The sequence below is a fragment of the Stenotrophomonas sp. YJH_SMC_20 genome, from assembly GCF_059367845.1.
Map to the genome: position 1 here is coordinate 1 of NZ_JCAFRG010000011.1, position 25,084 is coordinate 25,084.

Sequence of the window (25,084 nt, forward strand, 5' to 3'; positions counted from 1 at the left end):
CGCCATCGAGAACATCGTGCCGATGCCGTAGAACAGCCATCGCTGGAACAGCTGCTTGGTCTGGTCGAACAGCAGACACAGAATGAACAAGGGACCCAGGCCGATGAACAGCGCCAGCGCGACCTCGTAGAGCAGCAACATCGCACCAGCGGTGACCGCCGGGCCGCCGGTCCCCAGGCCAACCGCCCGCGAGGCACGATTCTTGTCGTCGCGCAGGTTGCCGTCATCGAGCACCTTGATCGCGTCAATGTCCGACAGGCCCGCCTGCATCCAGGCTAGGCTGGTGTCGATCTGATCCTCCGGCGAGTCATTCTTGCCGGTCAGCACATAGGTGATCTCGTTCTTGACGTCCTTGATCAGGAAGTTTTTCAGGCTGCCACCGAACATCGCCATGCTGGTTGCGACACTGACGATCAGTGCCGCACGAGCCATGTTCGTCACCAGAATCATCATCGAATCGCGACTGCGACCCGTGACGATGCGGAATCCCTGGATCAGCACCCACAGGGTCATCAGTATCAGGGTGATGCTATCGACCCACGCCATCAGTTTGCCGAGCAATTCGATGCCGAACTCGTCAATCCTCTTGCGCGGATACGACAGGATCGACCGGAAGAACACGAAGTCCCCGACCGATCCGACCCACATGGCGTTTTGAGATAAGCATCCAGCCAACGCACATGCATTGAGCCTGATCACGAATGTGGCGCCGTTGAACAGACTTCAATTGGGTCAACTCAACTTTCAAAATTTTCGAAAAACTGGCTCGGAGCAATCAGCGTAAAAAACGGTGCACTTTTTGCCACTCGGATCCACGCACTTTCTCTGCGCTTCTGCAATCGCAATCCTCTTTTTTGGAGCACGGCCAACCGCAGATTGGGCTCCAGGTAAATCAGCAGATGGAACTAACCATGCCACGCATTGGTTTGAGTAGGATACCGTAACCTTGCAATCCCGTGCTCCACCACCAGCGCACCGCCGCATGGCTTCAGAAGCAGCAAGCTCTGCAGATCGCATATCTGAGACCATTCCCACCTCGGAAGTAGCAAGAGAGGTCGCTATCGCTCCCCAAGTGCTGATCCATTCGCCTGTGGGCCGAGGCGGCAAGGGTATCTGGTCACCTGATCCAGCAGCGCCACCAGGAATTGGAGCGCAGCCGCTCGCGCCCTGCCCCCCAATTGGGTAGAAGCCCGGAGGGCAACTTCCGCCCTCTGCACGACCAAGATTTGGAAGAAAGGCGCCAAGAACACCAAACGATGCCAACACAATGAACGGATACATGCGCATGATATGACGACTCTCCAATTTCTGCGGAAACGCTTCCGCTTTCAGTTAACGAGTGGGCGCATTTCCAAGCGCTCCGGGAGTATGGCTCGGCGCATCATGACTTGGCGCCACCTTCGGCATCGTCAACTGACTGCTCTCTGCGCGCCTCTCGGTACTCGTGGGATCAGTAGGCTTGTAACTACCCGGCGGCTGCCCATTCGGGCCCGGCGCCTGCGCCACCGGGCTGCCACCTATCTGCGAATATGCCATGAAGCTACCCAAGGTACCCTGGAAGAACATGGCCGCCATTGGGGGAGCAGTCAGAATCAAGGTCGTCAGAATCAGGCCCATGCCGCCCTGCTGCATCGCCTGACTGGTCATACCGTCGCTGGAAGCTCCGTCAAGCAGGAACCTGTTCACCAGCGCCGTCGCCCAGAACGAGGAAGACACACGGATCACCATATCCAATGCAATGGACACCATTGCCGACAGCACCGCCATCGAGAACATGGTCCCGATTCCGTAGAAGAGCCATCGCTGGAACAATTGTTTGGTCTGATCGAACAACAGACAGAGGATGAACAGTGGGCCGAAACCGATGAACAACGCCATCGCGACCTCATAGAGCAACAGCATCGAGCCAGCAGTCACCGCCGGGCCGCCCGTACCCAAGCCGATGAACCACATGGCTCGTGTCTTGTCTTCCTGCAGCCCCGGGTCATTCAGGATCTTGATTCCATCCACACTGGACAGCGCAACCTGCATCCAGGCCAAGCTCTTGTCGATCTGCTCCTCGGGCTTCTGATCCTTCCCGGTAACGACATGGGTGATGAGACCCTTCACGTCCTCGGTCAGGAATTCATGAAGATCCCGGCCAAACATGCCCATGCTTGTCGCTACAGCCACGATCAGTGCGGCGCGCGCCATGTTGGTCACCAAGATCATCATCGAATCGCGGCTACGTCCGGTGACGATACGATAGCCCTGAATGAGGACCCACAAGGTCATGAGGGTCAGCGCCATTCCGCCCACCCACGCCATCATGTTGTCCATGACGTCGAAGCCGAACTTGCCGATTCGCTCCCGCAGATAATCCAGTATGAGCTTGAAGAAAACGAAGTCGCCGACCGACTGGACGCGCGCCACGTGCCCCATCAAATCCTGGAATCCGCCCGAAAAATCAAAGTTGGCAATCGACCTGATCGTCATACCCACATTCCCTTGGTGATACCGCTATCGCTTGAGGCGCCCCGTAGGGACTCGAACCTCAGGTGCTTCATTCCACGCATCAGTCGATGGACAACGCCGTCTTCAGCGCTGCTGTCTTGACCAGGTCACTGATGACGGTCTTGGTTGGATCGCCCTTGAGCGCAGACTGGGCCACGACCTTCTGATTGGCCTCCATCACATCGATGTAGGCGTCGTATGCCTTGATCCGGGCTTCAAAGTTCTTGATCGTTGCGTTCATTTCGTTCGCAGTACGCATCGAGTCGTTCGCCACTGCGTTCATGTCACCGAGCCGATTGCTACCAAAACGCAACTGCGCGATGTCATCCATGCTCTTCAGGAACGCAGGCCCGGTCGTCTGCATGAAGTAAACCGCATCGTTGTATTTGCGATTCTGCATCATGCGGATGTTCACGCAGATCTGCGTCTGCTGGCTCTTCCAGTCGCCCTTTGAATTGAAAATGATGTTGGGCAGCATGTCCTTCAAATCTGCGCCGGTGCCACAGGTTTCAGCGACCAGGTACTTGGGCGAAACGGGCGTCAGCTGTGCAGCGGAAGGAAGACCGAAGTTGTTGACGATACCCTGCACCTGAACCAGCATCTCGCCATACTCCTTGATGGTCTGGTTCCAGTCCTGAAGCCACTGTGTATTTTCTCTGACGAACTGGGTCTTCTCCTGCACCTTGGACTGCAGGGTATTGAACTGGTTCCAGATGTGCTGCATCAGCGCTGGACCGGTTTCCTGCACCGGACCAAATGCCCCAGCGTTGGTGGCAGACAGCGCCAAGGCAACACCCAGCACCTTGGCCACCGGCTTGAGTACCTTGCGGGCGCTGGCCCGACGCTTGACGTTGTTCATGGCAAAACTCCTGTTGTTCAGATTGACATCCACTTGCCTGTCTCCTGCTTGCGCTGCCATCAGGCAGCGTCGGAACGGGGTTCCTTCCCCGAACCCTTCCGGTTCTTGTAGAAATCTTCCAACCACTGTTCCGGCGTGAGCTCGTCCACGGTGATCCGATTGCGGATTGCAGCCGTCTGCAACACCCGATGCATGACATCGATATTGTCGGTCGAGGCCGAGATCACCGAGAGGATGTCGTCCATGCCACGCAGGTTGAGCTGGCAGACGCTGGACGCATGGCCCTGCTTGACCAGGAAGCAGCGTGAGCGCTCGTCCAGGGCGGTAACTACCCTGAACTCGGCCTCGGTCAGCTTCAGGCCGTCCATGTAATCGCTCTTGCTGGCATTCGGGTTCGGCAGCAGGATCAGCGTGGCGGTCTGTTCGATCAGTGCAGCCGAGATGTCGCTCTTCAGCGCATCTTCCGGGCTCTGCGTTGCGAATATGCCCAGACCGTTCTGCTTACGGATGGTCTTCTGCTTGTTCTTCGCGAATTCCTTCAGGCCACCCTCGCCGTCCAGGATCTTCCAGAATTCGTCCATCACGTAGATCAGCGGACGACCATCGATCAGCGACTCCAGGCGGTGCAGCAGGTAATTGATGACCGGCACGCGCACTTCGGGATTGTCGATGATATCGGTGTAGTCGAAGCCGATGATGTTGGCCTTGCTCAGGTCAACGGTGTCGACCGGATTGTCGAACACCCAGCCCAGCGAGTTGCCCGAGGTCCAGCGGCGCATGCGCGCATAGAGCCCATCGTCGCCCATGTTGGGCAGGCTCTTCTGGAAGTTGGTCATGCTGCGCAGGTGCATGGGCGTATCGAGCATGCTTTCCACTGCGCGGTAGATGTCCTCCTCCTCGCGCGCACTGTACTCACGCTTACCGGCCAGCACCTTGATCAAGTCGGCCAGGAACTGCACGTTGGCTTCATTGTTCTCGCACTGGAACGGGTTGAACCCGGTCGGCGCGCCGTTCTCCAAGGCCAGATAGTTACCACCGCAGGCGCGCACGAAGATCTCCGCACCCCGATCCTTGTCGAAGAAGAAGATGGTCGGTGACGGCTCATACTTCTGCACCTGGCTGAGCAGGAAGTTGATCAGTGCGGTCTTACCGGTACCGGACTTACCAATCACCATGGTGTTGGCGATCGCCTTCTCGCCCAACGAGTTCTCTGACGGATGGGTCGCGTGGAAATTGAAGTAGTACGGCTGGCCGTTGGTGGTCTGCAGCGTGGTGACGCAGTCGCCCCACGGATTGTTGTGCTGCTTGCCGGTCGCGAAGTTGTGCAGTGGCGACAGGCCCAGGAAGTTCAGCGAGCTGACATTGGCCAGGCGGGTGCGGTAGCGCCAGTTGGCCGGCAGCTGCGAATAGAAGGACGAGGTAACCGCCAGGTCTTCCTTGGTCGACACGAAACCGGCATTGGACAGCTCGGCGCGCGTCGTGGCCACGTTCTGCGACAGCTTGGCTTGGCTGTCGCCGTAGACTGCCATGATGAAGTGGTATTCGCCCAGCACGAAATTGCCCGACGACAGCTGGTCCATCGCCTGGTCCAGCTCGACAATCTGGCTGACTGCCTTGTCACCGGAGGAGATCATCATGCCCTTGGTGCGGTCGAGCACCTTGAGCGCGTCCTGGCGCCCCATCGGGCTGAACGAATGGGTGATGACGTACTCGTAGTCCAGGTACTTCAGGCCGTTGAGGATGCCCGGGTACGTTCCCTCAGCATATTCCTTGATGTTCAGGATGGCGCCGAAGTGGTTGGCACCGTTGGGGGTGTTGATGACGAAGTCACCGGTCTTGGCCGAAAACATGTGCCGGCTCACCGGCAGGTAGTCCTTGATCGGTGCCGACAGCACCGGCACCGGCTCGTCGATGCGATTGATCAGATAGCCGAACAGCTCCAGCGTTTCAGAGAACACCACGCCGTTCTTTGCCTCGTACATTCCCAGGCGGTACGGCGCATAGTCGCGGATGACGGCCTCGACGTTGCCGGCCAGCTCCATCAACTTTTCTACTGCCTGCTCCTGCTCGGCGCGCAGCTTGTCCACGTTCGCCGACTTCTCGACGAAGCGCTTGCCCGCCACCACGGGGCGGTAGATCATGGTCAGGTACAGCTCGTTCTGCATGATGCGCTGTGAGGACAACATGCCCATGTACTGATCGGACACATCCTGGTTGAAGCGCTGCTTGTAGTTGCTCCTGCCCTTCAGGGTCCGGCGACGACGGATGTCATGCACCCAGAACGCCACGTTCACGAAGTCGGGTGCACGCAGCGTCTGCAGCAGGCGGTTGAACGTGTTGTGGCGATGCTCAAGCTCCCACTCCTCACGGCCGACGAACGGCAGCCCTTCCAGATGCCAGGTCAGCAGGTAATCGCCGCCCGTGGTCTTGACCACGTTCGGGGCGACGTGCGACGACAATGGAATGAACTCGCTGATGGAGGTGTCAGGGCTGAACATACGACTGCTTCCAAAGAGGTACTGCCAAAAAGTTTCAACAGACCCGACGGGCGCGGACGCCCGCCAGGCCGGATCCGGACCTCAATCCATTCGGGCCGGCTTGTCGCGGTAATGGTTGGGGTTGAACACCCACATGCCATCGTGTTCCTGCACGTTGCGGACTTTCAGCTTGAACATCAGGCGCAGGCCCAACAGGCGGAAGATCATTTCGTCACGCTTGGCCATCTGCCGCATGATGAAGACCGCCACCGGAATGGTGAGCAGGAACCAGAAGTTCGTGTACATGCTGAGCAGCAGCAAGCCACCTGCCACCATGAAAAATGGCAGGTAGGGCACGCCCAGGAACATTGCTGGGCGCGTGCAGCCGCGGAACACGACGTTCTTATGCACTGTAGTACTGGATCACATGGTTGATCAGGTAGGAGGTGCTGGTGCCACCACCACACTTGCCGTCGCTACCATCACCCAGCAGCATGCGCGCGATCTGGCCCGCAGCGCCGATCAGCACGCCGCCGATCAGAATCGGTGCAACGTCAGCGATGCGCTTGTGCGCGAACGCGATCTGATAACCGGCGAAGATCACCGCGATGGTGACCACGGCGATCGAGGCGATGTTCAGCAGGCCGTTGATGTTGTTGAAGAAGCCGCACACCTTCTTGTCGGTGCCGCCGAAGTCGACGGCACCGTTGGCGAAGACCTGCGGGGCGAACATGGCGCCGACGAAAACCGTGGCCATCAGCAGGGTCTTCAGCGTGCGCTGGGCCTGGACGAGGTCGAGATTGGATCGCTTCATGGATTGATTTCCTTGTTGATGGACTAACACAACTGAATCGGCCAGCCGGGGGACTGGCCGCACCACGACTTCGTCAGAACACGAAGGCCGCATCCCCTGCGGGAATCTGCTGCACCGGTGCGGTCTGCACCGGCGCGTTGTACGAATTGTCGGCACCCGCCACAGGCTGGTTCCGCTCGCTCCAGGGCCGCAGCATCACGGGCCCCTCATTGGTGGCACCGGCAGCGCCCGGCAACTGCTGCGGCATGGCCATCGCCTGCGCAGCACGCTGTTTGGGCAGCTGCTGCGGCATGCCACCGGCCTGTTGCTGGGGATAGGTGGCCTCTTGGTTGGGCTGCGCCTGGGGCTGCATCATCCTGTCCACCGAACCCAGCACCACCTTGGACAGCGCCTGGTCGGCGAGATTCAGCAGACTGCCCCGCGCCATCGCACCGGGGGACGGGTATACGACATAGGCGCGTGCGGGATCTTCCGACGGCACGTACACCGGGCCATTGGACTGTGCAACGATGCGCGCCTGCGCCGGCGAAGCGAGCTGCGGATGATGCTCGACCTTCACTGCACGGCGCTCACCGCGACTGACCACGTCGATCGGTGCGACACCATTGCTGGCGACCTGCTGGCCGCGGCGGATCGAGTCGTAGATCTTCTGCACGTAGCCGTGACGGAAGCCGGTCTCGAAATTGCCCGAGTAGTAACAGCTGAACGACTTGCCCCAGTCACCACCGGAGCGCTTGTAGCACTCGGCGAGAATGCGCGAACCGGCCTGCAGGTTCGGGCACTGCTGGAATGCCTTCTCGTAGGAATCCAGCCCGTATTTGCCCAGGTTGTAGCGATTGACCTGGGCCAACCCGATCGAGAAGTTGTAGCCCTTCTCTTCCAGCATGCGCACCGTCGCCAGCGCTTCATCCAACGCCTTGGGCTGACGTACCAGTGCACCGCCGACCACGCCGATGGCATACGGGTTGCGCGACGACTCCACGTTGATGACGTGCTGCATCACGTCCATCGAGACGGCCATTTCCGGGCACGCCATCATTTCCAGTCCTGGCAGCATTGGTCAGCCCTCCTGCCCCTGGGCACGCCCAGGATTGAAGTCGATGCCGGTGATGTAGCGCGAGCCGGCATGCGCCTTGATATGCACGACGATGTCGATGGTCATCATCAACAGCCGCTTGATCACATTGAACTCCAGGCCCGAACCTTCGGCTGAAGCCTTCACCATCAGTGCCAGCTGGTCCCAGGTCTGTTCCGGACTGCCGGCGTGGCAGCTGGTGATCGACCCCGGGTGGCCGGACGCGCAGTTGCGGATGAAGTAGAACGCTTCGTCACCGCGCAGCTCGGCCAGGATGATGCGTTCGGGCTTCATGCGCAGGCAGGCTTCCATGCAGCTCTTGGCCGTCACATTGCTGGTGCTCTGCCCGCCCTTGGAATACAACAGGTGCACCACGTTGGGCTGGGTCAGGAACAGCTCGCGTGCATCCTCGATGGTGACCAGGCGCTCGTTGTCCGGGATATGGTTGACCAGCGCCTTCATGAAGGTGGTCTTGCCGCTGCCGGTCGCGCCGGATACCACGATGTTCTTGCGGTACATCACCGCACGCCGGAAGAACTCGGCGTATTCGCGCGAATGACGCAGCTCCAGCAGCTCGCGATCCTGCTCGCTGATGCTGCCATCGCTTTCCAGAATCTGGTTGAAGAAGCCGTCTTCGTGATACTGCGTGAGCGACTTGGTGTGCTTGGAAGGCAAACGGATGGTGATCGACACCTTGCCAGCGTCACACGCGGGCGGAATCACGAACTGTGCACGCTGGCCGGTGGGGAACGTGAGCGACACGACCGGATCGGCATCGGTGATGCGCTGGCCGGTGTTGCTCTCGTTCACCACTGCCGTGCAGAACTGCCGGGCCCGCTCGAACGTCAGGCTCGGCACCTCCACCCGCTGCCACCCCGCCCGGGTTTCCAGGTACAGCTCGCCGGGACGGTTGATGCAGATTTCCGTCACTTCCGGAGAGGTCATGTACTCGGCGATGCCCAGCACTTCATACTGATAGCGCAGGAAATCGCTGGAGACGAGGGCGAGGGGGGACACTTCGGCGTCCATGATCGTTCGTTGGGTTACCGGCGGGGGTTCAGCACGTTGGTGAAGTCAACGTCCTTTGCAACGTAGACGTTCACGATCGTGCCCTGGTTGATGGTGACGGTCGGCGGACGACGCTGGCTCAGCGATTCATTGGCCAAGCGCTCCATGGTGCGTGCGGTGGCGCTCTCATAGGGCGACTGGATGGTCATGCCGTTATTCGCCACGGTAGTGGTTTCCGGGCCATGCTCTGCAGCGGCGTACTTGAACGCATCCGCCAGCAGACTGATCATCAGCGCCGAGGCGATACGGCTGCCCCAGTGCGCGCTGTACTGGCCCGGATGCCCGGCGCCGCCCAGCTGATCCACGCCCGGACTGGACATGGCCACGTCGATACCATTCGGCGTAGTGATGCGATCCCAGATCACTTCCACCCGCTTGCCGGTGGGACCGCCGCCATAGGCGCCATAGATCTTGGAGCCCTTCGGCAGCAGAAGATTGCGGCCGTTGATCGAGTACACCGGTTCGGTCAGCAGGCACGAAGTGTAGCCCGCGATATCGGTGATGATGCGGGTTTCCAGCACGCAACGCAGGTAGGTACCCCGCACCAGCAGCGCATCGGGACTGCGGATGTAGCTGGCATTGGACACGTCATCAACATCGGGGCCGCGACGAACCCGGGCCGGCGCTGCATTCTGCTGTCCACCCATCATCTGGGCCTGGAGGCGAAGGGTACGGGTCAGCTCGTCTTCCTGGCCCCCCTGCCCATCACCGCCCGCGCTGTCGCCAGCACCAACGAAGCCGTTCCCCGACGCTCCCATCCGGCGCTCGGCGAGCGTCGGACCCCGCGGGGCTTCGCGCTCGCTCATGCTGAAGGCCGGTTCTGCGCGAGTAGGCCCGGACGGCGGCGGCGGCAGCATCGGAATCGGGTCAACGGGCTGCATCGCCTGAGACGGAACCGGATCCGTCTGCACAGCGTCCGGCAGCGTCGGCGTGGACACACGCGCGACTTCCGGCACCTTCTGTGCAGCGTCCTTGTCATCCTGGCCCTTGCGGAACAGCAGGAAGCCCATGGCCACCAACAGCAACACGATGCCACCGAGGAACAGCAGCGCCTTCCGGTTCAGCCGCTGCTCTTCGGCCGAGCGCAGCTGCGGCGCGGCCGCGTCCAGATCCGGCGCCGGCTCGGCCTGGGCCGTGCCGAAGTAGGGATTCGACGGCGCGTCCGCGGCACCCTGTGCGCCGTACGGGCTCTGGCTCTCGTCGCGTCCATTGTTCGGGTCGTTTCCGGGAGTGTTCTGCTGGCTCATTTCTTCACGTTCCTTCGCAGGCCGACGACGAAGTCGCCGTGGCGGATGACCAGGTACGGGTAGGTCCCGTGCACGATCAGCGTATTGCCTTCAACCGTGGTGTTGACCACGAAGTCTTCACCGTATTCCGTTTCGCGACCAAACACGGCCGGGAAGATGCCGGTCTTGTACTCCGGCGAGTTCGGCAGTTTCAGATAGGTGAAACGGCCATCGTCATAGGCGTTGACCGGGATCAGCCACCCCATCTTCTTCGCCTTGCTGGTCGAATAGGAGTAGTTGAAGTTGTACTGGCGGTCCTTGGCCAGTTCCGAGCTCAACAGCGGTTTGGCCTCTTCCTCGACCGCTTCCTGGGCGACACCGAACACGGTGTCGTTGGGATAGACGAAGGCGATCTTGTACTGCACGCCTGCACGACGGGCCTGCTCCAGCTGGCGCCAGTCGGTGGCCACCACCTTCAGTTCGAAGATGTAGGAATGGGTCTCGGTGCGCACCATCATGTTGGTGTCGACGTCGACGTTCTTCGGCTTGAGGTAGAACACGTTCTCGCGACGGGTCAGTTCCCAGCCGCTGCTGAAGCCGGTGCTGTAGTCGAGGATCTTCTCGTTCGGGCTCAACTCGATCTGGGTGGTCAGGCCCAGGCCGGTGCGAACCGGATAGATGCGGTCCTTCTCGTACTCGTAGTGGTCAACCGCCTGCGCCATCGCCGCTGCCGGGAACAGCAACGACAACATCGACAGCAGCGCCAGCGCGCTTCCCCTGATATTTCGACTACTCATCGGTTGCTTGCTCCATCAGCAGTTCCGGTGGAATTGTTCTGCGCCGGCCTCATGGCCGGCTGTCCGGGCATGGCCTGTCCCGGCATTGCTTGCCCCTGCACCGGCTGACCCGGCATCGGTTGGCCCTGTACAGGCTGTCCCGGCATTGCCTGGCCCGGTACCTGGCCGTTGGCTGGCACCGCGACCGGCTGGCCGGTGGCCGGGTCGATCATGGTGGCTGCGGCCGGATTGTTGGGATCGTAGACACCCTGTGCCTGCTGCGCCGCCTGTGCGGCCTGCTGCGCCTGCGCCTGCATGGCACCGTCATCCGGCACCGGCACGCCACGCGAATAGTCGTTGTCGACGCGGTACTCGGTGACCTGGAAGGCCAGCGGATTGAGGATGCGATCCTGTTCGGACAACGCCAGGTTCTGGTTGTACTCGAAGCGCATCGTCACCAGTTGGTTGTCCAGGTAGGTAGAGACGCCGGTGCGCTTGTCCAGCAGGCTGCGCTGGATGCGCACCGAAGCGCCGCGGAAGCTGCCGTTCGGCTCGGCACCCAATGGCGTGATGCTGAGGATCTTGACCCGGATGGCGCGCTCGCGACCGTACATCACGAACGGATTCTGCGGATTGTTGCCGGCATAGCGGACACGCATGGACTGCGCCACCGGATCGGTGGACATCACGAACACCAGTTCCCAGTCACGCAGGCCCATCACCGCCGAGTCATACGATTCGCGCGCGAGCACGTACTGGGCGACGTTGCTGCGATTGATCGCTTCGTTGGTGGTGATCGTCTCGCCCTGGAAGGTGCCACTCAACCGCGCGACGGTCGCCGTACCCGTGTAGGCATCGGCCATCACCAGGAACGGCACCTTTTCCTTCAGCGGCAGCATGTAGTAGTAGCCGCCCGCCAGTGCGAGCGACATCAGCAATGAGCCTGTGGCGACCCACCATGCACGCCGCTCGCTGCGGCGTGCCATGTCGGCCACGGTGATCTCGTAGCTGACCGCCTTGGCGACCGACTGCTCGACCTTGGGGCTATTGCCGGGATCCTTCTTGCGGAACATGGATTCTTCCGTACTGCTGAAACATCAATGGGCGTGGCACCCCTGCGACAGGCGCGGGGAGCGGCACGTTCGATGATTTCGAGGTGGACTCAGGTGCCGCTGTTGGAATCAGCGCCCTGCGCCGACGCGGTCGGCGTCGAGCCAGCGCTCTGCACAACGATCTGGTTGCCAACGATGGAGACCGAGATACCCTGCGCCGAATAGGCCGATGTCAGATCGATCACGGCCTGCTGCGCGTTGGTCGTATCGATCTTCGAGACCGCGCCATACAGGGTGAAATCCGAGCTGAGGCGGTAGTCCAGCGTGCGCCCGGAATCCTTGGCCCAGCGCTCGAGCATGGCTTTGAGCGTGCCATCCATCGGCGAGGCCTGGTAGACGTAGCTGGAGTACAGCGGAATTTCGGTCGTTGTCGCAGCAAAGCGGTTGACCGGCTTCCAGCGGCCTCCGAAATCGGGAGCGGACTTGGTGGCGCAACCGGCCACCATCAACGCCGCCACTGCGGCGATGGACATTTTCGCGATAAACGCCTGATTCATACGGGCTTCACTTTGACGTACGAAAAAGCAGTCCCGAGCATTGGTCCCCTGGTCGTCCGGCGCTGCATCGCGCACGCCGGAATCAGAGGGATGCGCTGCGTGCGGCACACCCACTCCGGCTCCCCTGCAGCCAACGGCTGCCAACCAAGTTGCGGGGCCGCCGGACATAGCCGACAACCCACCCGCATACATCACCAACGTCGAAACCATCCTTGTTTCCATGGCACAAACTCCTGGCCACCCTACTGCCACATCTTTGACATCCAGCACACATTTCTGGACGACAGACATAGGGTCGCACAACCACGCGTCAATTCCATGTCAGACAAGTCTGAAAATCTATGAACAGATGCCGAATTCTTGACTTACCTCACGTTTTCACTTCAGTGAATATGAATCCAAGTCACAAATTTAGCGTCGTGAATTAGACGTTAAGCATCGGAACATCGACCTTCGGCAGCAGTCTGGACGTGAAATAGCGATCCTTGTAATAGCGGATCTTGTCGCATTTCACCGGATGCGGTATGCCTTCGTAGAGGAACACTTCCTTGTCGGGCCCCATCGCCTTCAGCTCCTGCGGCAGCATCAGTGCACGCCGCTCTTCGGTGAAGTTGTGGGTCTTCTCTCTGGCATGCGTGACGTTCTTCTTGCGCACCGTGGTGTAGCCCAGCATGTCCGAATAGTCGTTGGCATCCTGCTGCTCACGCGGCGCGTACAGGATCTGCAGGGCATGGTTGGTGATGATCGTGCGCGAGACTTCGCGGCCGTATGTGGCATCGAGCTGGGCCATGCTCTGGATGATCGGCAGCAGGCGGATGTTGTAGCCAGCCATGTAGGACACCGCCGAGGCGATGATCTCGACTTTGCCGATCGAGGTGAATTCGTCCATCAGCAGCAGGCACTGGTACTTCAGGTCCGGGTTGGACCTGGGCAGTTCCTTGGTATTGAGGTTGATCAGCTGGCTGAAGAACAGGTTGATGATCAGCCGGCTCTCGGCCAGCTTGTTCGGCTGGATGCCGATGTAGATGGTCATCTTCTTCTTGCGGACGTCGGTCAGCAGGAAATCGTTGCTGCTGGTGGCCTTGTCCAGCACCGGGTTGATCCAGGGGTTCAGCGGCTCCTTGAAGGTGCCCAGGATCGAGGCGAAGGTCTCGTCCGCCTGCGACAGCATGTTGGCGAAGGCCGAACGTGCGTTGGCACTGAGGAACGGCCGCTCCGACAGGGTCTTGAGGTACTTCTTCAGGTCGGTCCCGTCGCCGGAGGACAACCGGTACACCGCGCCGAGCGTGGGCGTGCCGGCGCCCCCCGGGAAACCGCTGCTGCGCTCGTCGTCCCAGTTCTCGAACAGGTACAGGGTGAAGGCCATGAACGCGTTGCGCGCCTGGCTGACCCAGAACTTCTGGTCCTCGGCCCCATCCGGATACAGCATCGCAGCGATGCTCATCAGGTCCGAGACGCGGAACGCCGGATCGTCGGAGACGTAGCTGAGCGGATTCCAGCGATGCGTGCGCCGGTCCTCGGCGAAAGGATTGAACAGGTAGATTTCCTGACCCTGGCTGGCGCGCCAGCCGCTGGTCAGGTCGAAGTTTTCCTGCTTGATGTCCAGCACCACCAGCGATTCGCCGTACTCCAGCAGGTTCGGGATGACCACGCCCACGCCTTTGCCCGAGCGGGTGGGCGCGGCCAGGATGACGAACTGCTGGCCATCCAGGCGCACCAGCTTGCCACCATGGCTGCCGACCACGATGCTCTGGCCAGTCTTCTTGAACATGCCATGCCTGGCCAGGTCGGCGCCGGTGGCAAAGCGTGCATCGCCGTGCAGCGAGCGCTTGTCCTTCTTCAGCAGCAGCACCAGGCCGGTCACCACCAATACCAGCAGCGGCAGGCCGAAGCCCACGTAGCCGGCCCATCGGATCTTGCCAACGAAGGGCGCGACCTGTGGCTGGTCCAGCGCGTTGAAGTACTGGTAGTAGGTGTTCCAGGTGAACAGCTTGGTATCCAGGCCCAGGAACAGCAGCGTCAGGTAGCCGGAAAACACGAAACCAAGCAGCAGGGTCGCCAGCGTGATGATGGCGATGAGCAGATACTTCTTACTGGGCAACACCCGAATCCTCCATGATGCGCACGAGGGCGCGACGGCCTAGCGGCGGCGCCAGCGCGACGCCTTTTTCCGCAGGTGATTTTCGTTCTCCAGCCCGGGCTCTTCGCCCTCTTCACGCACCCGTTGCAACAGCAACTGGCGCGCTTCGGCCAGCGATACCAGGTCGGTCAGACGATCCCCATCGTCGGCGACGACCGCATGGCCGACCACATCGCCCGGAGCGTACACCGGCTCGTGGGACACCGCTACCAGCTGGTAGCGGCCACGGGTTTCCAGCACATGCCTGAATTCCTGCATCGAACTCCTCCTCCTCGGGGCGACGCCGCGCCCCTGCCCAGCCATCATGCCCATCGCAGTGTCATCGCCGCATCGACAACCGCTCCCTGCTTTTGCGCGAAACTGTGCGCCGATATCCAACGAGACCGATATGGACTGGGTAGCACTTGCCCGCACCCTGGCCACCGAGGCGCACGCCGGCCAGATGGACAAGGCCGGCCAGCCTTACATCGGCCATGTGGCACGGGTGGCGGCTGCGGTGCGCGGCGACGATGACGCCGAAGTGGTGGCGTGGCTGCATGATGTGGCCGAGGACTGCCCGGCGTTTGCCGCACGCATCGAGGCATTCCCCGCCCCGCTGCGCGAGGCGTTGCACCTGCTCAAGCGCGCCGCGGCCCCCGACGCGGACAGCTACTACGCGCGCATTGCCGCCCACCGCTGGCACTGAAGGTGAAGCGGGCCGATCTGGATGACAACGCCGATCCGCAGCGCCTGGCGATGCTCGACGCGGCGACGGCCGGGCGCCTGCGCTGCAAGTGCGCGCACGCCCGGGCAGCGCTGGGCATCTGACCAGGCCGCACGGACAGCGGGGGGCGGCGTGTCACTGATCGAACGCTGATTTACCTGAGCGCTGCTGCCCTTGTTGCGGTGCAGCAGTACAATGGGGGGCTCCCCCGCCCCGTCGCGCCCCCGCATGAGCCCCACCTCTTCCCTGGCTGCGCGGCTGACGCCCCGTCAGCGCACCCTGATCATCCTCGCCCTGTCTCTGGGTGGCTTCGCCATCGGGACCAGCGAGTTCGCCAGCATGGGCCTGATGCTGGAGATCAGTCGCGGCTTGTCGATCTCCGAAACGCAGGTCGGTCACCTGATCAGCGCCTATGCCATCGGCGTTGTCGTCGGTGCGCCGATCCTCGCCTTCGTGGGTGCCAGCTTCCCGCGCCGCAAGCTCTTGTTGGCGCTGATGGGCTTCTACGCGGTGGGCAACCTCGCCAGCGCGCTGGCACCCAATTACGGCACCATGCTGGCGGCACGCTTCGTCGCCGGCCTCCCGCATGGCGCCTACTTCGGCGTTGCGATGCTGGTGGCCGCGGCGATCAGCCCTGCCGGCCAGCGCGGCCAGGCGATGTCGCGGGTGCTGCTGGGCCTGTCGATCGCAATCCTGGTCGGCAACCCGCTGACCACCTGGCTGGGCCAGCAGCTGAGCTGGCGCACCGCCTTTGCCCTGGTCAGCGTGCTGGCCATCGCCACCGTTGCGATGATCGCCCGCTTCCTGCTGCCGGATCCGGACGAGGTGCGCACCTCGCCGATGCGCGAACTGCGCGCCTTCAACACGTCCCAGGTGTGGCTGGCGTTGGCGATCGGCGCAGTCGGCTTCGCTGGCATGTTCTGCGTGTTCACTTACCTGGCTCCGACCCTGGTGCAGGTCACCGGCGTGGCCGAATCGTGGATGCCGCTGGCGGTGGGCGTGTTCGGCATCGGCGCGATCATCGGCAACATCGCCGGTGGCTGGCTGGTGGACAGGTTCCACTTCAAGGCCGCCGCCGTGGTCCTGCTGTGGTCGATCCTGATGCTGCTGCTGTATCCGCTGGCCGCGCAGTCCGTGTGGACGATCGGCCCGATGATCATCACCGTCGGCACCATGGGCGCGCTGGCGGCAGTGCTGCAGACCCGCCTGATGGACGTGGCCGGTGAAGCACAGACGCTGGCGGCCGCCTCCAACCACGCCGCGTTCAATACTGCCAATGCGCTCGGCCCCTGGCTGGGCGGCATGGCGATCAGCGCCGGCTTCAGCCCGGCCAGCACCGGCTATGTCGGTGCGGCCACTGCCATTGGCGGCCTGCTGCTGTGGTGCGTGGCGGTGTCACTGGACAGGAAGCGTAAGGCCGCCGTCGCCGGCAGCCACTGAAGAACCGGCATTCACAGGCAAGTGGATGCCAGCGCCTTGACCAGCACGGCGCTTCGTACCGGCAACACCTGCAATCTGCCGAGGGGTGTTCCACCAAGGATGCTCGACCACGCGCTTCGGGTGCAATGAACACATTTCGTGGATGTGCCTTTGGGCAAAGTGCAGCCGACGCCCCTCGGCCTGCACCGGACCCGCAATGCGCCACCACCGCGTTCCTGCCCACCACGATGCCATTGCCTTGCAGGCCGGCATGCTGGGCAGTGTGCTGGGCGTGGCGCTGTTCAAGGCCATCGCGTTATCTGCATTGGCGGCCGGATCGGTGATGGCCATCGGGCTGTGGCTGGTGGCCTGCGCGCTGCTGGCTGCATGGGCGCTGGCCGCCTATCTGGCGTGCCTGGCGCTGAGCCGGCGTGTGTTCGTGCTGATGCTGGTGCTGTGCACGGTACTGATGATCTGCATCGCCTGAGCCGGCAGGGCGGGACTTCTTCTGTCGCCTTCATTGTCCTGCGGGACCCGCTGCAACAAGGGCGTGGAGTGTGATCAAGCGAGCGCGACGGCTGTGACAAGCCGTGGGACCTGATTGGAAAGGATCCCTGAAAAGGAACCGCTCCCCATTGCCGCGCCTGTCTTGATCGTGTCCATGCATCTGGCTGACTGCGCCATCACGGCCAACGCGCGACGATGCGATCTCCCAACCTCCCTGCCCTGTCGAGATCCAGATGCCGGACACTGCCCATCCTGTCATTCGCGCATTCGAGGCCGTGTTCGATCTGTCCGGCGGCGTGCAGCGCATCACTGCGCTCACTGTTACCTGCCGGCATTGCTCCTCGACCAGTTCGGCCAGCGAAGACAATCTGGTTCACCTTCCGGGTGGAGCACTGTTCCGCTGCGACGAGTGCGGCTGCCACCAACCGGTCAGCCACGCCAGGCTGTCGGATTGGCAACCGACCTCGTTGCTGGGCATCTGAGGGCCGGCTCATGGGCATGACGGCGCAACAGCGGGAGATCCTGGAGGCAATCGCCGCTGCGCAACCGGTGCGCGGCGACGCGGCGACGTGGGCAGTCAACGCGGGTTTGGCGGTACAGGCGGAAGACGGGGATATCGATCTCACCGACGCCGGCCGCGACGCCCTCGCCGCGCGGACCGCACGTGAGGACTAGACGCGGCGATCAGGCCGCCTTCGCGACCTTCCGCCAGGGGCAGAGTCCGCGGGCGTAGTGAGCAGCGCGCGGCGGTCCCGATCGCGGCAACCTGCAGGACAGAGGTGCAACGCTGCCCCGTCAACCGAAGTGGTGATGCCCTTCATGCCGGTGATGTGCAGGGCGCCATGACATCCACTCGGCTATGCTGCGCCACCTTCCTGCGCCAATGGCGGCCATGCATCCTTTTCCCCTGCCCGTCTCGGCGCCTGAGCAGCTTGCCTACCGACTGCTGCAGGACAGTGACTGGGCGCGTTCGGCCACTGCCGCGAGCGCACCGGCCGAGCTCCGCATGTTGCTGGCGATGATCCTTGATTCGCCCGAACCCCTCTGGCTCGCCTGGGGCAAGGAAGACAAGGCCTTCTTCTTCAATGATGCCTACCTGCCCTTGCTGGGAGGAAAGCTGCACGGCGCGATGGGCAACCGCCTGGAGGATGTCTGGGCCGATGTGTGGCCGGACGTTGCGCAGGCGGTCAACGATGCCTTTGCCGGCACCAGCCGCAGCTTCAAGAACCTGCCCCTGATGATGGACCGCGACGGCACGCTGCGCGAAACATTCTGGACGTTCTCCTATTCGCCGCTGCGCGTCGGCTGCGGCAGTGTGGCGGGCATCCTGTGCGTGGTGAGCGAGCAGACCGAACGGGTGATCGAGCGCGACCTGCACAGCCGGCAGGTCGCGGCGATCACCGAGCAGGCGCGGGAAGCCCACCTGGAACTGGTACGCGCCCGCGAGCAGCTGCGCCAGTCGCAGAAGCTGGAGGCGATCGGCCAGCTTACCGGCGGCGTGGCGCACGACTTCAACAACCTGTTGCAGGTCATCACCGGTTCGGTGGACATGCTCCTGCACACGTGGCCGGCAGATGACAACCGACGCCGCTACATCCAGGCCATTGCAGCAGCATCGGACCGCGCCACCAAGCTGACCGCGCAACTGCTTGCATTCTCGCGCCGCCAGAGCCTGTCGCCCGAGGTCTTCGATCTGTGCGAAAGCGTGCGCGCGCTCTCGGATATCATCACCACGGTTCTGGGCGCGCGCATCCAGGTATCGTTGTCATTGCCCAGTACACCGTTGCCGGTGCTGCTGGACCGGACCCAACTCGACACCGCATTGATCAACATCGCGGTCAACGCCCGCGATGCGATCGACGGGCACGGCAGGGTGACCATCGAAGTGGAACAGGTCACTGCGGTGCCTTCGGTGCGCTTCGCCGCCCCGATGAAGGGCGACTTTGCTGCCATCAGTGTCACCGATACCGGCGCAGGCATCGACCCTGCAGTGGTCGACCGCATCTTCGAGCCCTTCTTCACCACCAAGAGCGTCGGTGCCGGGACCGGGCTCGGTCTCAGCCAGGTGTTCGGTTTCGTCAAGCAGTCCGAAGGCGAGGTGGACGTGCAGAGCCAGGCGGGCGCCGGTAGCCGCTTTACGCTGTACCTGCCGCTGGCGCAGGCAGGAGAAACGACGGAACGGCCGGCGGCGCAATCGGGGCTGCAGCATGGCCACGGCGTCTGCGTGCTCGTGGTGGAAGACAACGTCGACGTGGCCGAATTTGCGGTTGGCGCCCTGCGCGAGCTCGATTACAGCGTGATGCTTGCGCGCAATGCAGACGAGGCCTTGGCGGAGCTGGAACGGGATGCCTCGCGCTTCCACGTGGTGTTCAGCGACGTCGTGATGCCGGGCATGAACGGCCTGGATCTGGCCCGCACCATCCGCGACCGCCTGCCAGAGCTCCCCGTCATCCTCACCAGCGGCTACAGCGAGTTGCTTGCCCGGGATCCGGGCCACGGCTTTACCCTGCTGCGCAAGCCTTACTCGTTGAAGCAGCTGGCCTCGGTAATGACCGAGGCCGCGCGCCGCGCGCAGGCCGTGGTGGCATCGCCCTAGCGGGCGCGTTGCTGAAGCGAACCGAATCCGCGTTCCAGTGAGGACTCCAGCGCGGACGCTTTGTCGCCGACCTCGCACCGCTGATGGCACGTGCGGGGCCGCACCGGTGTGCGGGTGGCTTTGCCGGGCACACCGTACACCCACCCGAGCCTGCGTCCACAGCGCACCAAGGGGGATGGGCCACGAACCTTTGCAAATGCTAATCTTTCTCATTTGCAGCCCATCCTGACTCCCTCATGCCCCTTCCCGCCCTTCTGAAGAACGCGCTCTGCGCGGCGCTGTCCCTTTCCCTGGCGACGCCTGCATTGGCCTCCCAAGCCCCAGCCGACGCCCCGAAGGATCTGGACAAGGTCGAAGTCCGCGGCCGCGCGCAGACGCTGTACCGCGCCAACGATGCCGCTGTCGGCACTCGCACTGACACGCCTCAGGAACTGGTCCCTCAGTCGATCCAGGTCGTGCCGCGCGAGCTGATCGACGACCAGGCCGCGCGTCAGGTCACCGACCTGTATCGCAGCATCAGCGGCATCAGCTTCTTCAGCTATGCCGGCGTTACCTTGCGCGGTTTCCGCCAGGAAAACGTGCTCTACGACGGTCTGCGCGGTGATCCCTATGCAGGCTTCTCGGTACCGCAGCTGTTCAACATCGAACGCGTGGAAGTGCTGAAGGGTCCGGCCGGTGCGCTGTACGGCGGTGGTGATGCGGGCGGTGTCATCAACTATGTGACGCGCAAGCCCAAGGCGCGCGCCGAACACCGCATCGAGCTGCAGGCAGGCGACAAGGACTTCCGCGCCGGGTCGATCGAAGGCACCGGCCCCTTGAATGCCAGCGGCAGCATTCGCTATCGCGCCGGCCTCTATGCCGACAGCGAGCAGGGCGTACGCTGGAATGCCGACAGCGAAAGCGTGATCGGCGACGCCTCGCTGGCCTTCGACGTTGGCCAGACCGGCGAGCTGGTGCTGCAGTTCACCGACATCACCCAGAACCTGGGCGGCAACCGGCTCCGGGGCGTCCCAGTGGACGATGCCGGCACCTTCCTGACCGACCGGCGATGGAACCACAACGAGGCCAGTGATTTCCTCGACATGCGCGCCAGGGTGGCGCTGGCGCAGTATCGCTTCGCACCGCTCGATACGCTGGACGTGGATATTGCTGCGCGCTGGTTCAGCAACAACGAGCACCAGATGTACCACGAACCGATGGGGCTGATCGACCGTGACCGCGATGGCGTGGCCGAGTGGATGACGCGCCAGCTGCGCAACCAGATCCGCGACAACGAGGCGTTCACCGCCAGCGGCAATGCCGTATGGCGGATCAACACCGGCCGTATCGAACACAAGGTGCTGTTCGGCGCCGACGTCTACCAGCTCGACGCCGACTTCACCGCGCAGACCGCCAACAGTGCCGACCTGGCACGCGGCGCCGGTCCGGTGCGCGGCATCGATCTGTTCAACCCGGTCTATGGCGCCAGCACCTGGCACGACTACAACCTGGCCGCCCTGCCCTGGCGCAGCACCGCCACCCGCAGCAAGCGTTACGGTGGCTATCTGCAGGATGAGCTGGCACTGGGCACGCGCTGGCATGTGCTGGCCGGACTGCGTTGGGATGGTTTCCAGGACGACGATCGCATCACTGGTGGCAGCGTGGATGGCAACGACCTCAGCTGGCGGCTGGGCAGTACCTTTACCGTCCGGGACGGCGTGAACCTGTATGCCAACATCGCCAGCGGCTTCGTGCCGCAGAGTGCCGCCAACCAGAATCCGGCAGCCGGTGGGCCCTTCGACGCTGAGCGCAGCAGGCAATGGGAAATCGGCCTGAAATCCCTGCTGGCCGACCGTGTGACCCTGAACATGGCGGCCTACCGCATCGACCGCAGCAAGATCGTGCAGGCCACCGGCGAAGTGCGGGACGGCGTCAACCAGCTGGCCGCGCTGGGCCTGGTACGCAGCACGGGCATGGAACTGGACCTGCTGGCCGACGTGACCGAGCGCTGGGTGGTGAACCTGACCTACGCCTACAACGACGCACGGGTGAAGGATGCCGGCCCGAACGGCATCACCAATGCCTCCGGAGACCGCTTCGCGAATGCGCCACGCAACAAGCTCGGCCTGTGGACGCGCTACGACCTGCCGTCGATCAATTCGGCCATTGGCTTCGGCGCCGACCATGTGGGCCAGCGTGTCAGCCTGGATGGGCAGACGGTCAAGGCTTACACGGCGTTCGACATGAGCTGGAAGACCACGTGGAAGCAGTGGCAGTTCCAGGCCAACGTCAAGAACCTGTTCGACAAGGTGTACGCAGCCAGCGGCTTCATCGAGCGCAACGGGCATTTCCCGGGCGAGCCGCGACGGGTGTATGTGCAGGCGGCCTACCGCTTCTGAGCCATTCCTCCGGTCCCCCCTTTTAGGAATTCAGGCGAGCCGCGGGGCGGGCCGCGCATGCGCCCCCTATTCAGGTATGCTTTCGCGCGTTCAGCCACACCAGCAGGTCGCCGGCGGCAAAGCACGCGGTGCAGCACGGACGTTGCGGACGAGCACGAGACACACCATGGATGTTTCAGCGTAACCACAGGGGAAAATGGATGAAGAAGTTTCTGTTCGCAGCGATCCTCGCTGTGTCGCTGGTGGGCTGCACCACCAATCCGCCGCTCAATTTCTCGGTGCCGAACGTCGGGGTCAGCAGCAAGAAGATCGACGGTGAGCTGAAGTCGCTGACGGTCACACTGGCACGCCCGGACGAGGCCAAAGGCAAGATCCCGGCGCAGGCCCAGCACGAAGTGCCGCAGATGTGGCAGAACGCGCTGACCGAAGCACTGAACAAAATGGCGGTGTTCCGCGACGATGCACCGGTGAAGCTGAGCCTGTCGGTGAAGATCCTGGCCATTGACATTCCCAGTTTCGGGGCATCGATGACCACAAAGACGATCGCCCGTTATGAGCTGATCGATCGTGCCACCGGCAGCATCGTCTACACCCAGGACGTCAGCGCTTCCGGCGAGGTGCCGTTCAACTATGCATTTGCCGGTGTCATTCGCGCTCGCGAATCCATCAGCCGCTCGGCGCAGAACAACATCGCCCAGTTCCTGCAGGCGCTGGAGACCGTGGACATCACCAAGCCGATGTTCCCCAACAAGCAGGAAGCGCCGTGAGACGCCCGTTGCTGACCGCTTCGGTGGCGGCAATGCTGACGGCCTGCGCACCCAACGTGCGCACCGACAGTTACTCCATCGGCTCGGTGGGACAGGTCAACCGCACGGTGGGCGGTACGGTCATCAGCGTTCGCGCGGTCAGTATCGACGGTTCGCAGGGAGGCGGAGCCGTTGCCGGCGCTGCGGCTGGCGGGGTGGCCGGCTCCACCATCGGCGGCAGCGACCAGACAGCGGCCATCGGCGCCATTGGCGGCCTGGTGGCAGGCGCGATTGCCGGTGCGGCCTCTGAACGCGCACTCTCCCAGGCCAAGGGCCTGGAGTACGTGGTGCAGACGGAGAACGGCAATCTGATGACCGTTGTGCAGGGCCCGGACCCGGTGTTCAGCACCGGCACGCAGGTGTTGGTGCTGTATGGATCCCCCTCGCGGATCATTGCCGATCCGCGTCAACCGAAAGCTGCTCCGTAGTACCCGTGGTGCCCCTCCTGCCAGGGGCATCGCTCCAGCCGCTACGGGTGGTGTCATTCAACCCATCCGTATTGCGTGTAAGCGCGAGCGCATCCGGCCGGAATGCGCCGCCGCAGTGGAACCGGAAGTGTCTTCAACCCTGGCAATCGCCTTCCGTGCTTCCATGGCCGCGATAGGTTTCTCCCCACTCGCGCATGGCCAGCAGCACCGGCACCAGCGTGCGGCCGAACTCGGACAGCTCGTATTCCACCTTCGGCGGCACTTCCGGGTACACGTGGCGGATCACAACGCCATCTGCTTCCAGTTCACGCAGCTGGCTGGTGAGCATGGACTGGGTGGCATTGGGCACCCGCCGGGTCAGCTCCATGAAACGCCGCTTGCCGGTCATCAGGTGAAACAGAATGATCGGCTTCCACACGCCACCGATGACCGACAGCGTGACTTCCACCGCGCAACCACTCTTGCCGTCCCACCGTTTGCTACGCATGCATACTCCGGAAAACCATAGTACCTGCGGAAAATCGTCGTTCTTGTTGCGATAGAGGCGCGAGCCTAGCATGGCCCCATCCCATGAATGTGAGGCCATCCATGACGTTCAAAGCACTGCTGACCCGCAAGACGAACAACCAGCTCTCGACCGAGCTGGTCGATTTCGACGAGGCCGACCTGATGGACGGCGACGTCCTGGTACAGGTCGAGTACTCCACGCTCAACTACAAGGATGCGCTTGCCCTCACCGGCAAGAGTCCGATCATCCGGACGTTTCCGCTCATTCCCGGCATCGATCTGGCAGGCGTAGTGCTGGAATCCAGCAGGGCCAACTTCAAGCCAGGCGATCGCGTCGTGCTCAATGGCTGGGACCTGAGCATGGGCCACCACGGCGGCCTGGCCCAGCGCGCGCGCGTGCGGGGCGAGTGGCTCAACCGGATTCCCGACAACCTGAGCACCCGCGACGCCATGGCCATCGGCACCGCTGGCTACACCGCCATGCTGTGCGTGCTGGCTCTGGAACATGCCGGGGTGGCGCCTGCACAGGGCGATGTGCTGGTCACCGGCGCCAACGGCGGCGTCGGCTCGATCGCGGTGGCGATCCTCTCGAGGCTGGGCTACCGCGTGGTGGCCGCCACCGGGCGACCGGAGCACGCCGACTATCTGCACAACCTGGGTGCGGCCGAGATCATCGATCGTGCGCAGCTTTCGGAGCCGCGCGAGCGGCCGGTGAGTGCCGAGCGCTGGGCCGGCGTGGTGGATGTGGCCGGCGGCACCACGCTGGTCAATGCCATCGCCGAAACGAAGTACCGCGGTGCCGTGGCCGCCTGTGGCCTGGCCCAGAGCGATGCGCTGCACGGCTCGGTGCTGCCCTTCATCCTGCGCAATGTGACCCTTGCCGGCATCGATTCGGTGAATGCGCCACAAGAGGTTCGCCAGCGCGCCTGGGATCGGCTCGCGACCGACCTGGATCCGCGGAAGCTGGAAAGCACCGTGCAGCAGATCGGCCTGGCCGAGGTGCTGGATGTCTATGAGCAGATCATCCCCGGCAAGGTGCGCGGCCGCATCGTCGTGGATGTGAACGCCTGACGCCTGTCGCGCTGGCGAGGGTGCAATGCCATCGCTGGCTCGCGTGTGCGAGTGACCGGAAACGCAGCGTGCCATGCCAAGCCGCCTTATCATGGGGCGGCAAGGGCGCTTTACGCCCGGTGACGTACGCAA

Annotated in this window: 26 protein-coding genes; 10 read left to right on the plus strand and 16 right to left on the minus strand. The window is 62.8% G+C overall.

What is annotated here, in order from left to right; translation table 11 throughout:
• The 15 genes from AC5P6A_RS16865 to AC5P6A_RS16935 all read right to left on the minus strand — a co-directional run.
• Positions 1–648, minus strand: a 648-nt coding sequence (locus AC5P6A_RS16865; RefSeq protein WP_332329109.1) for a TrbL/VirB6 family protein, incomplete at its 3' end; no start/stop codon positions are given.
• A gap of 96 nt (positions 649–744) precedes the next feature.
• Complete coding sequence (locus AC5P6A_RS16870; RefSeq protein WP_310760807.1) at positions 745–1,287, minus strand: DUF4189 domain-containing protein; 543 nt, start codon at positions 1,285–1,287, stop codon at positions 745–747.
• Positions 1,288–1,332: 45 nt separating this feature from the next.
• On the minus strand, positions 1,333–2,475 hold the full coding sequence (locus AC5P6A_RS16875; RefSeq protein WP_171952773.1) for a type IV secretion system protein: 1,143 nt from the start codon (positions 2,473–2,475) through the stop codon (positions 1,333–1,335).
• A gap of 79 nt (positions 2,476–2,554) precedes the next feature.
• Entirely contained in the window at positions 2,555–3,352 is a 798-nt protein-coding gene (locus AC5P6A_RS16880) for a hypothetical protein (protein WP_154330839.1), read from the minus strand.
• Positions 3,353–3,411: 59 nt separating this feature from the next.
• Positions 3,412–5,850, minus strand: coding sequence for a VirB4 family type IV secretion/conjugal transfer ATPase (locus tag AC5P6A_RS16885; RefSeq protein WP_180877818.1), 2,439 nt, complete (start codon positions 5,848–5,850; stop codon positions 3,412–3,414).
• 81 nt (positions 5,851–5,931) lie between these two features.
• Complete coding sequence (locus AC5P6A_RS16890; RefSeq protein WP_019660289.1) at positions 5,932–6,240, minus strand: VirB3 family type IV secretion system protein; 309 nt, start codon at positions 6,238–6,240, stop codon at positions 5,932–5,934.
• Positions 6,233–6,643, minus strand: a complete 411-nt coding sequence (locus AC5P6A_RS16895; RefSeq protein WP_058981388.1) for a TrbC/VirB2 family protein — start codon at positions 6,641–6,643, stop codon at positions 6,233–6,235. Before AC5P6A_RS16895 ends, AC5P6A_RS16890 begins: the two co-directional genes overlap by 8 nt.
• Before the next feature lie 73 nt (positions 6,644–6,716).
• Complete coding sequence (locus AC5P6A_RS16900) at positions 6,717–7,700, minus strand: lytic transglycosylase domain-containing protein (RefSeq protein WP_171952776.1); 984 nt, start codon at positions 7,698–7,700, stop codon at positions 6,717–6,719.
• A gap of 3 nt (positions 7,701–7,703) precedes the next feature.
• On the minus strand, positions 7,704–8,747 hold the full coding sequence (virB11, locus tag AC5P6A_RS16905) for a P-type DNA transfer ATPase VirB11 (protein ID WP_019660292.1): 1,044 nt from the start codon (positions 8,745–8,747) through the stop codon (positions 7,704–7,706).
• Positions 8,748–8,761: 14 nt separating this feature from the next.
• Positions 8,762–10,033: a TrbI/VirB10 family protein gene (locus AC5P6A_RS16910; protein WP_019660293.1), complete on the minus strand. Its 1,272-nt coding sequence runs from the start codon at positions 10,031–10,033 to the stop codon at positions 8,762–8,764.
• Complete coding sequence (locus tag AC5P6A_RS16915) at positions 10,030–10,809, minus strand: TrbG/VirB9 family P-type conjugative transfer protein (protein ID WP_019660294.1); 780 nt, start codon at positions 10,807–10,809, stop codon at positions 10,030–10,032. The genes AC5P6A_RS16910 and AC5P6A_RS16915 overlap by 4 nt, the downstream gene beginning before the upstream one ends.
• On the minus strand, positions 10,806–11,861 hold the full coding sequence (locus AC5P6A_RS16920; protein ID WP_019660295.1) for a VirB8 family type IV secretion system protein: 1,056 nt from the start codon (positions 11,859–11,861) through the stop codon (positions 10,806–10,808). Before AC5P6A_RS16920 ends, AC5P6A_RS16915 begins: the two co-directional genes overlap by 4 nt.
• 89 nt (positions 11,862–11,950) lie before the next feature.
• Entirely contained in the window at positions 11,951–12,397 is a 447-nt protein-coding gene (locus AC5P6A_RS16925; protein WP_021202791.1) for a hypothetical protein, read from the minus strand.
• A 424-nt stretch (positions 12,398–12,821) separates the two neighbouring features.
• The gene (locus tag AC5P6A_RS16930) at positions 12,822–14,501 is read right to left on the minus strand and encodes a type IV secretory system conjugative DNA transfer family protein (RefSeq protein ID WP_019660297.1); all 1,680 of its coding nucleotides are present in this window, start codon (positions 14,499–14,501) and stop codon (positions 12,822–12,824) included.
• Positions 14,502–14,537: 36 nt separating this feature from the next.
• A complete protein-coding gene (locus AC5P6A_RS16935) occupies positions 14,538–14,795 on the minus strand; it encodes a hypothetical protein (protein WP_019660298.1) in 258 nt (85 codons plus the stop codon).
• Between the two features lie 130 nt (positions 14,796–14,925).
• Here AC5P6A_RS16935 and AC5P6A_RS16940 point away from each other — a divergent pair, with 130 nt between their 5' ends.
• From AC5P6A_RS16940 to AC5P6A_RS16980, 9 genes are all read left to right on the plus strand, one after another.
• Entirely contained in the window at positions 14,926–15,222 is a 297-nt protein-coding gene (locus tag AC5P6A_RS16940; protein ID WP_239502473.1) for a hypothetical protein, read from the plus strand.
• A 246-nt stretch (positions 15,223–15,468) separates the two neighbouring features.
• Positions 15,469–16,680: an MFS transporter gene (locus AC5P6A_RS16945; RefSeq protein WP_019660299.1), complete on the plus strand. Its 1,212-nt coding sequence runs from the start codon at positions 15,469–15,471 to the stop codon at positions 16,678–16,680.
• A gap of 196 nt (positions 16,681–16,876) precedes the next feature.
• The gene (locus AC5P6A_RS16950; RefSeq protein WP_019660300.1) at positions 16,877–17,146 is read left to right on the plus strand and encodes a hypothetical protein; all 270 of its coding nucleotides are present in this window, start codon (positions 16,877–16,879) and stop codon (positions 17,144–17,146) included.
• 253 nt (positions 17,147–17,399) lie between these two features.
• Positions 17,400–17,648 (plus strand): hypothetical protein, encoded by a 249-nt coding sequence (locus AC5P6A_RS16955; protein ID WP_019660301.1) that lies wholly within the window; start codon positions 17,400–17,402, stop codon positions 17,646–17,648.
• Positions 17,649–17,658: 10 nt separating this feature from the next.
• Complete coding sequence (locus tag AC5P6A_RS16960) at positions 17,659–17,841, plus strand: hypothetical protein (RefSeq protein ID WP_058981376.1); 183 nt, start codon at positions 17,659–17,661, stop codon at positions 17,839–17,841.
• A gap of 217 nt (positions 17,842–18,058) precedes the next feature.
• Complete coding sequence (locus AC5P6A_RS16965) at positions 18,059–19,762, plus strand: ATP-binding protein (protein WP_346715067.1); 1,704 nt, start codon at positions 18,059–18,061, stop codon at positions 19,760–19,762.
• A gap of 236 nt (positions 19,763–19,998) precedes the next feature.
• Entirely contained in the window at positions 19,999–22,140 is a 2,142-nt protein-coding gene (locus AC5P6A_RS16970; RefSeq protein WP_346715068.1) for a TonB-dependent siderophore receptor, read from the plus strand.
• Positions 22,141–22,340: 200 nt separating this feature from the next.
• The gene (locus tag AC5P6A_RS16975; RefSeq protein WP_019660305.1) at positions 22,341–22,907 is read left to right on the plus strand and encodes a putative periplasmic lipoprotein; all 567 of its coding nucleotides are present in this window, start codon (positions 22,341–22,343) and stop codon (positions 22,905–22,907) included.
• Positions 22,904–23,374 (plus strand): outer membrane lipoprotein, encoded by a 471-nt coding sequence (locus AC5P6A_RS16980; RefSeq protein ID WP_346715069.1) that lies wholly within the window; start codon positions 22,904–22,906, stop codon positions 23,372–23,374. The genes AC5P6A_RS16975 and AC5P6A_RS16980 overlap by 4 nt, the downstream gene beginning before the upstream one ends.
• Before the next feature lie 133 nt (positions 23,375–23,507).
• Here the strand turns inward: AC5P6A_RS16980 and AC5P6A_RS16985 are convergent, their stop codons facing one another.
• Entirely contained in the window at positions 23,508–23,861 is a 354-nt protein-coding gene (locus AC5P6A_RS16985; protein ID WP_019660307.1) for a winged helix-turn-helix transcriptional regulator, read from the minus strand.
• Positions 23,862–23,962: 101 nt separating this feature from the next.
• On the opposite strand from AC5P6A_RS16985, the gene acuI reads away from it, so the two are divergent.
• Positions 23,963–24,952 (plus strand): acrylyl-CoA reductase (NADPH), encoded by a 990-nt coding sequence (acuI, locus tag AC5P6A_RS16990; RefSeq protein ID WP_134730819.1) that lies wholly within the window; start codon positions 23,963–23,965, stop codon positions 24,950–24,952.
• Positions 24,953–25,084 lie beyond the last annotated feature (132 nt).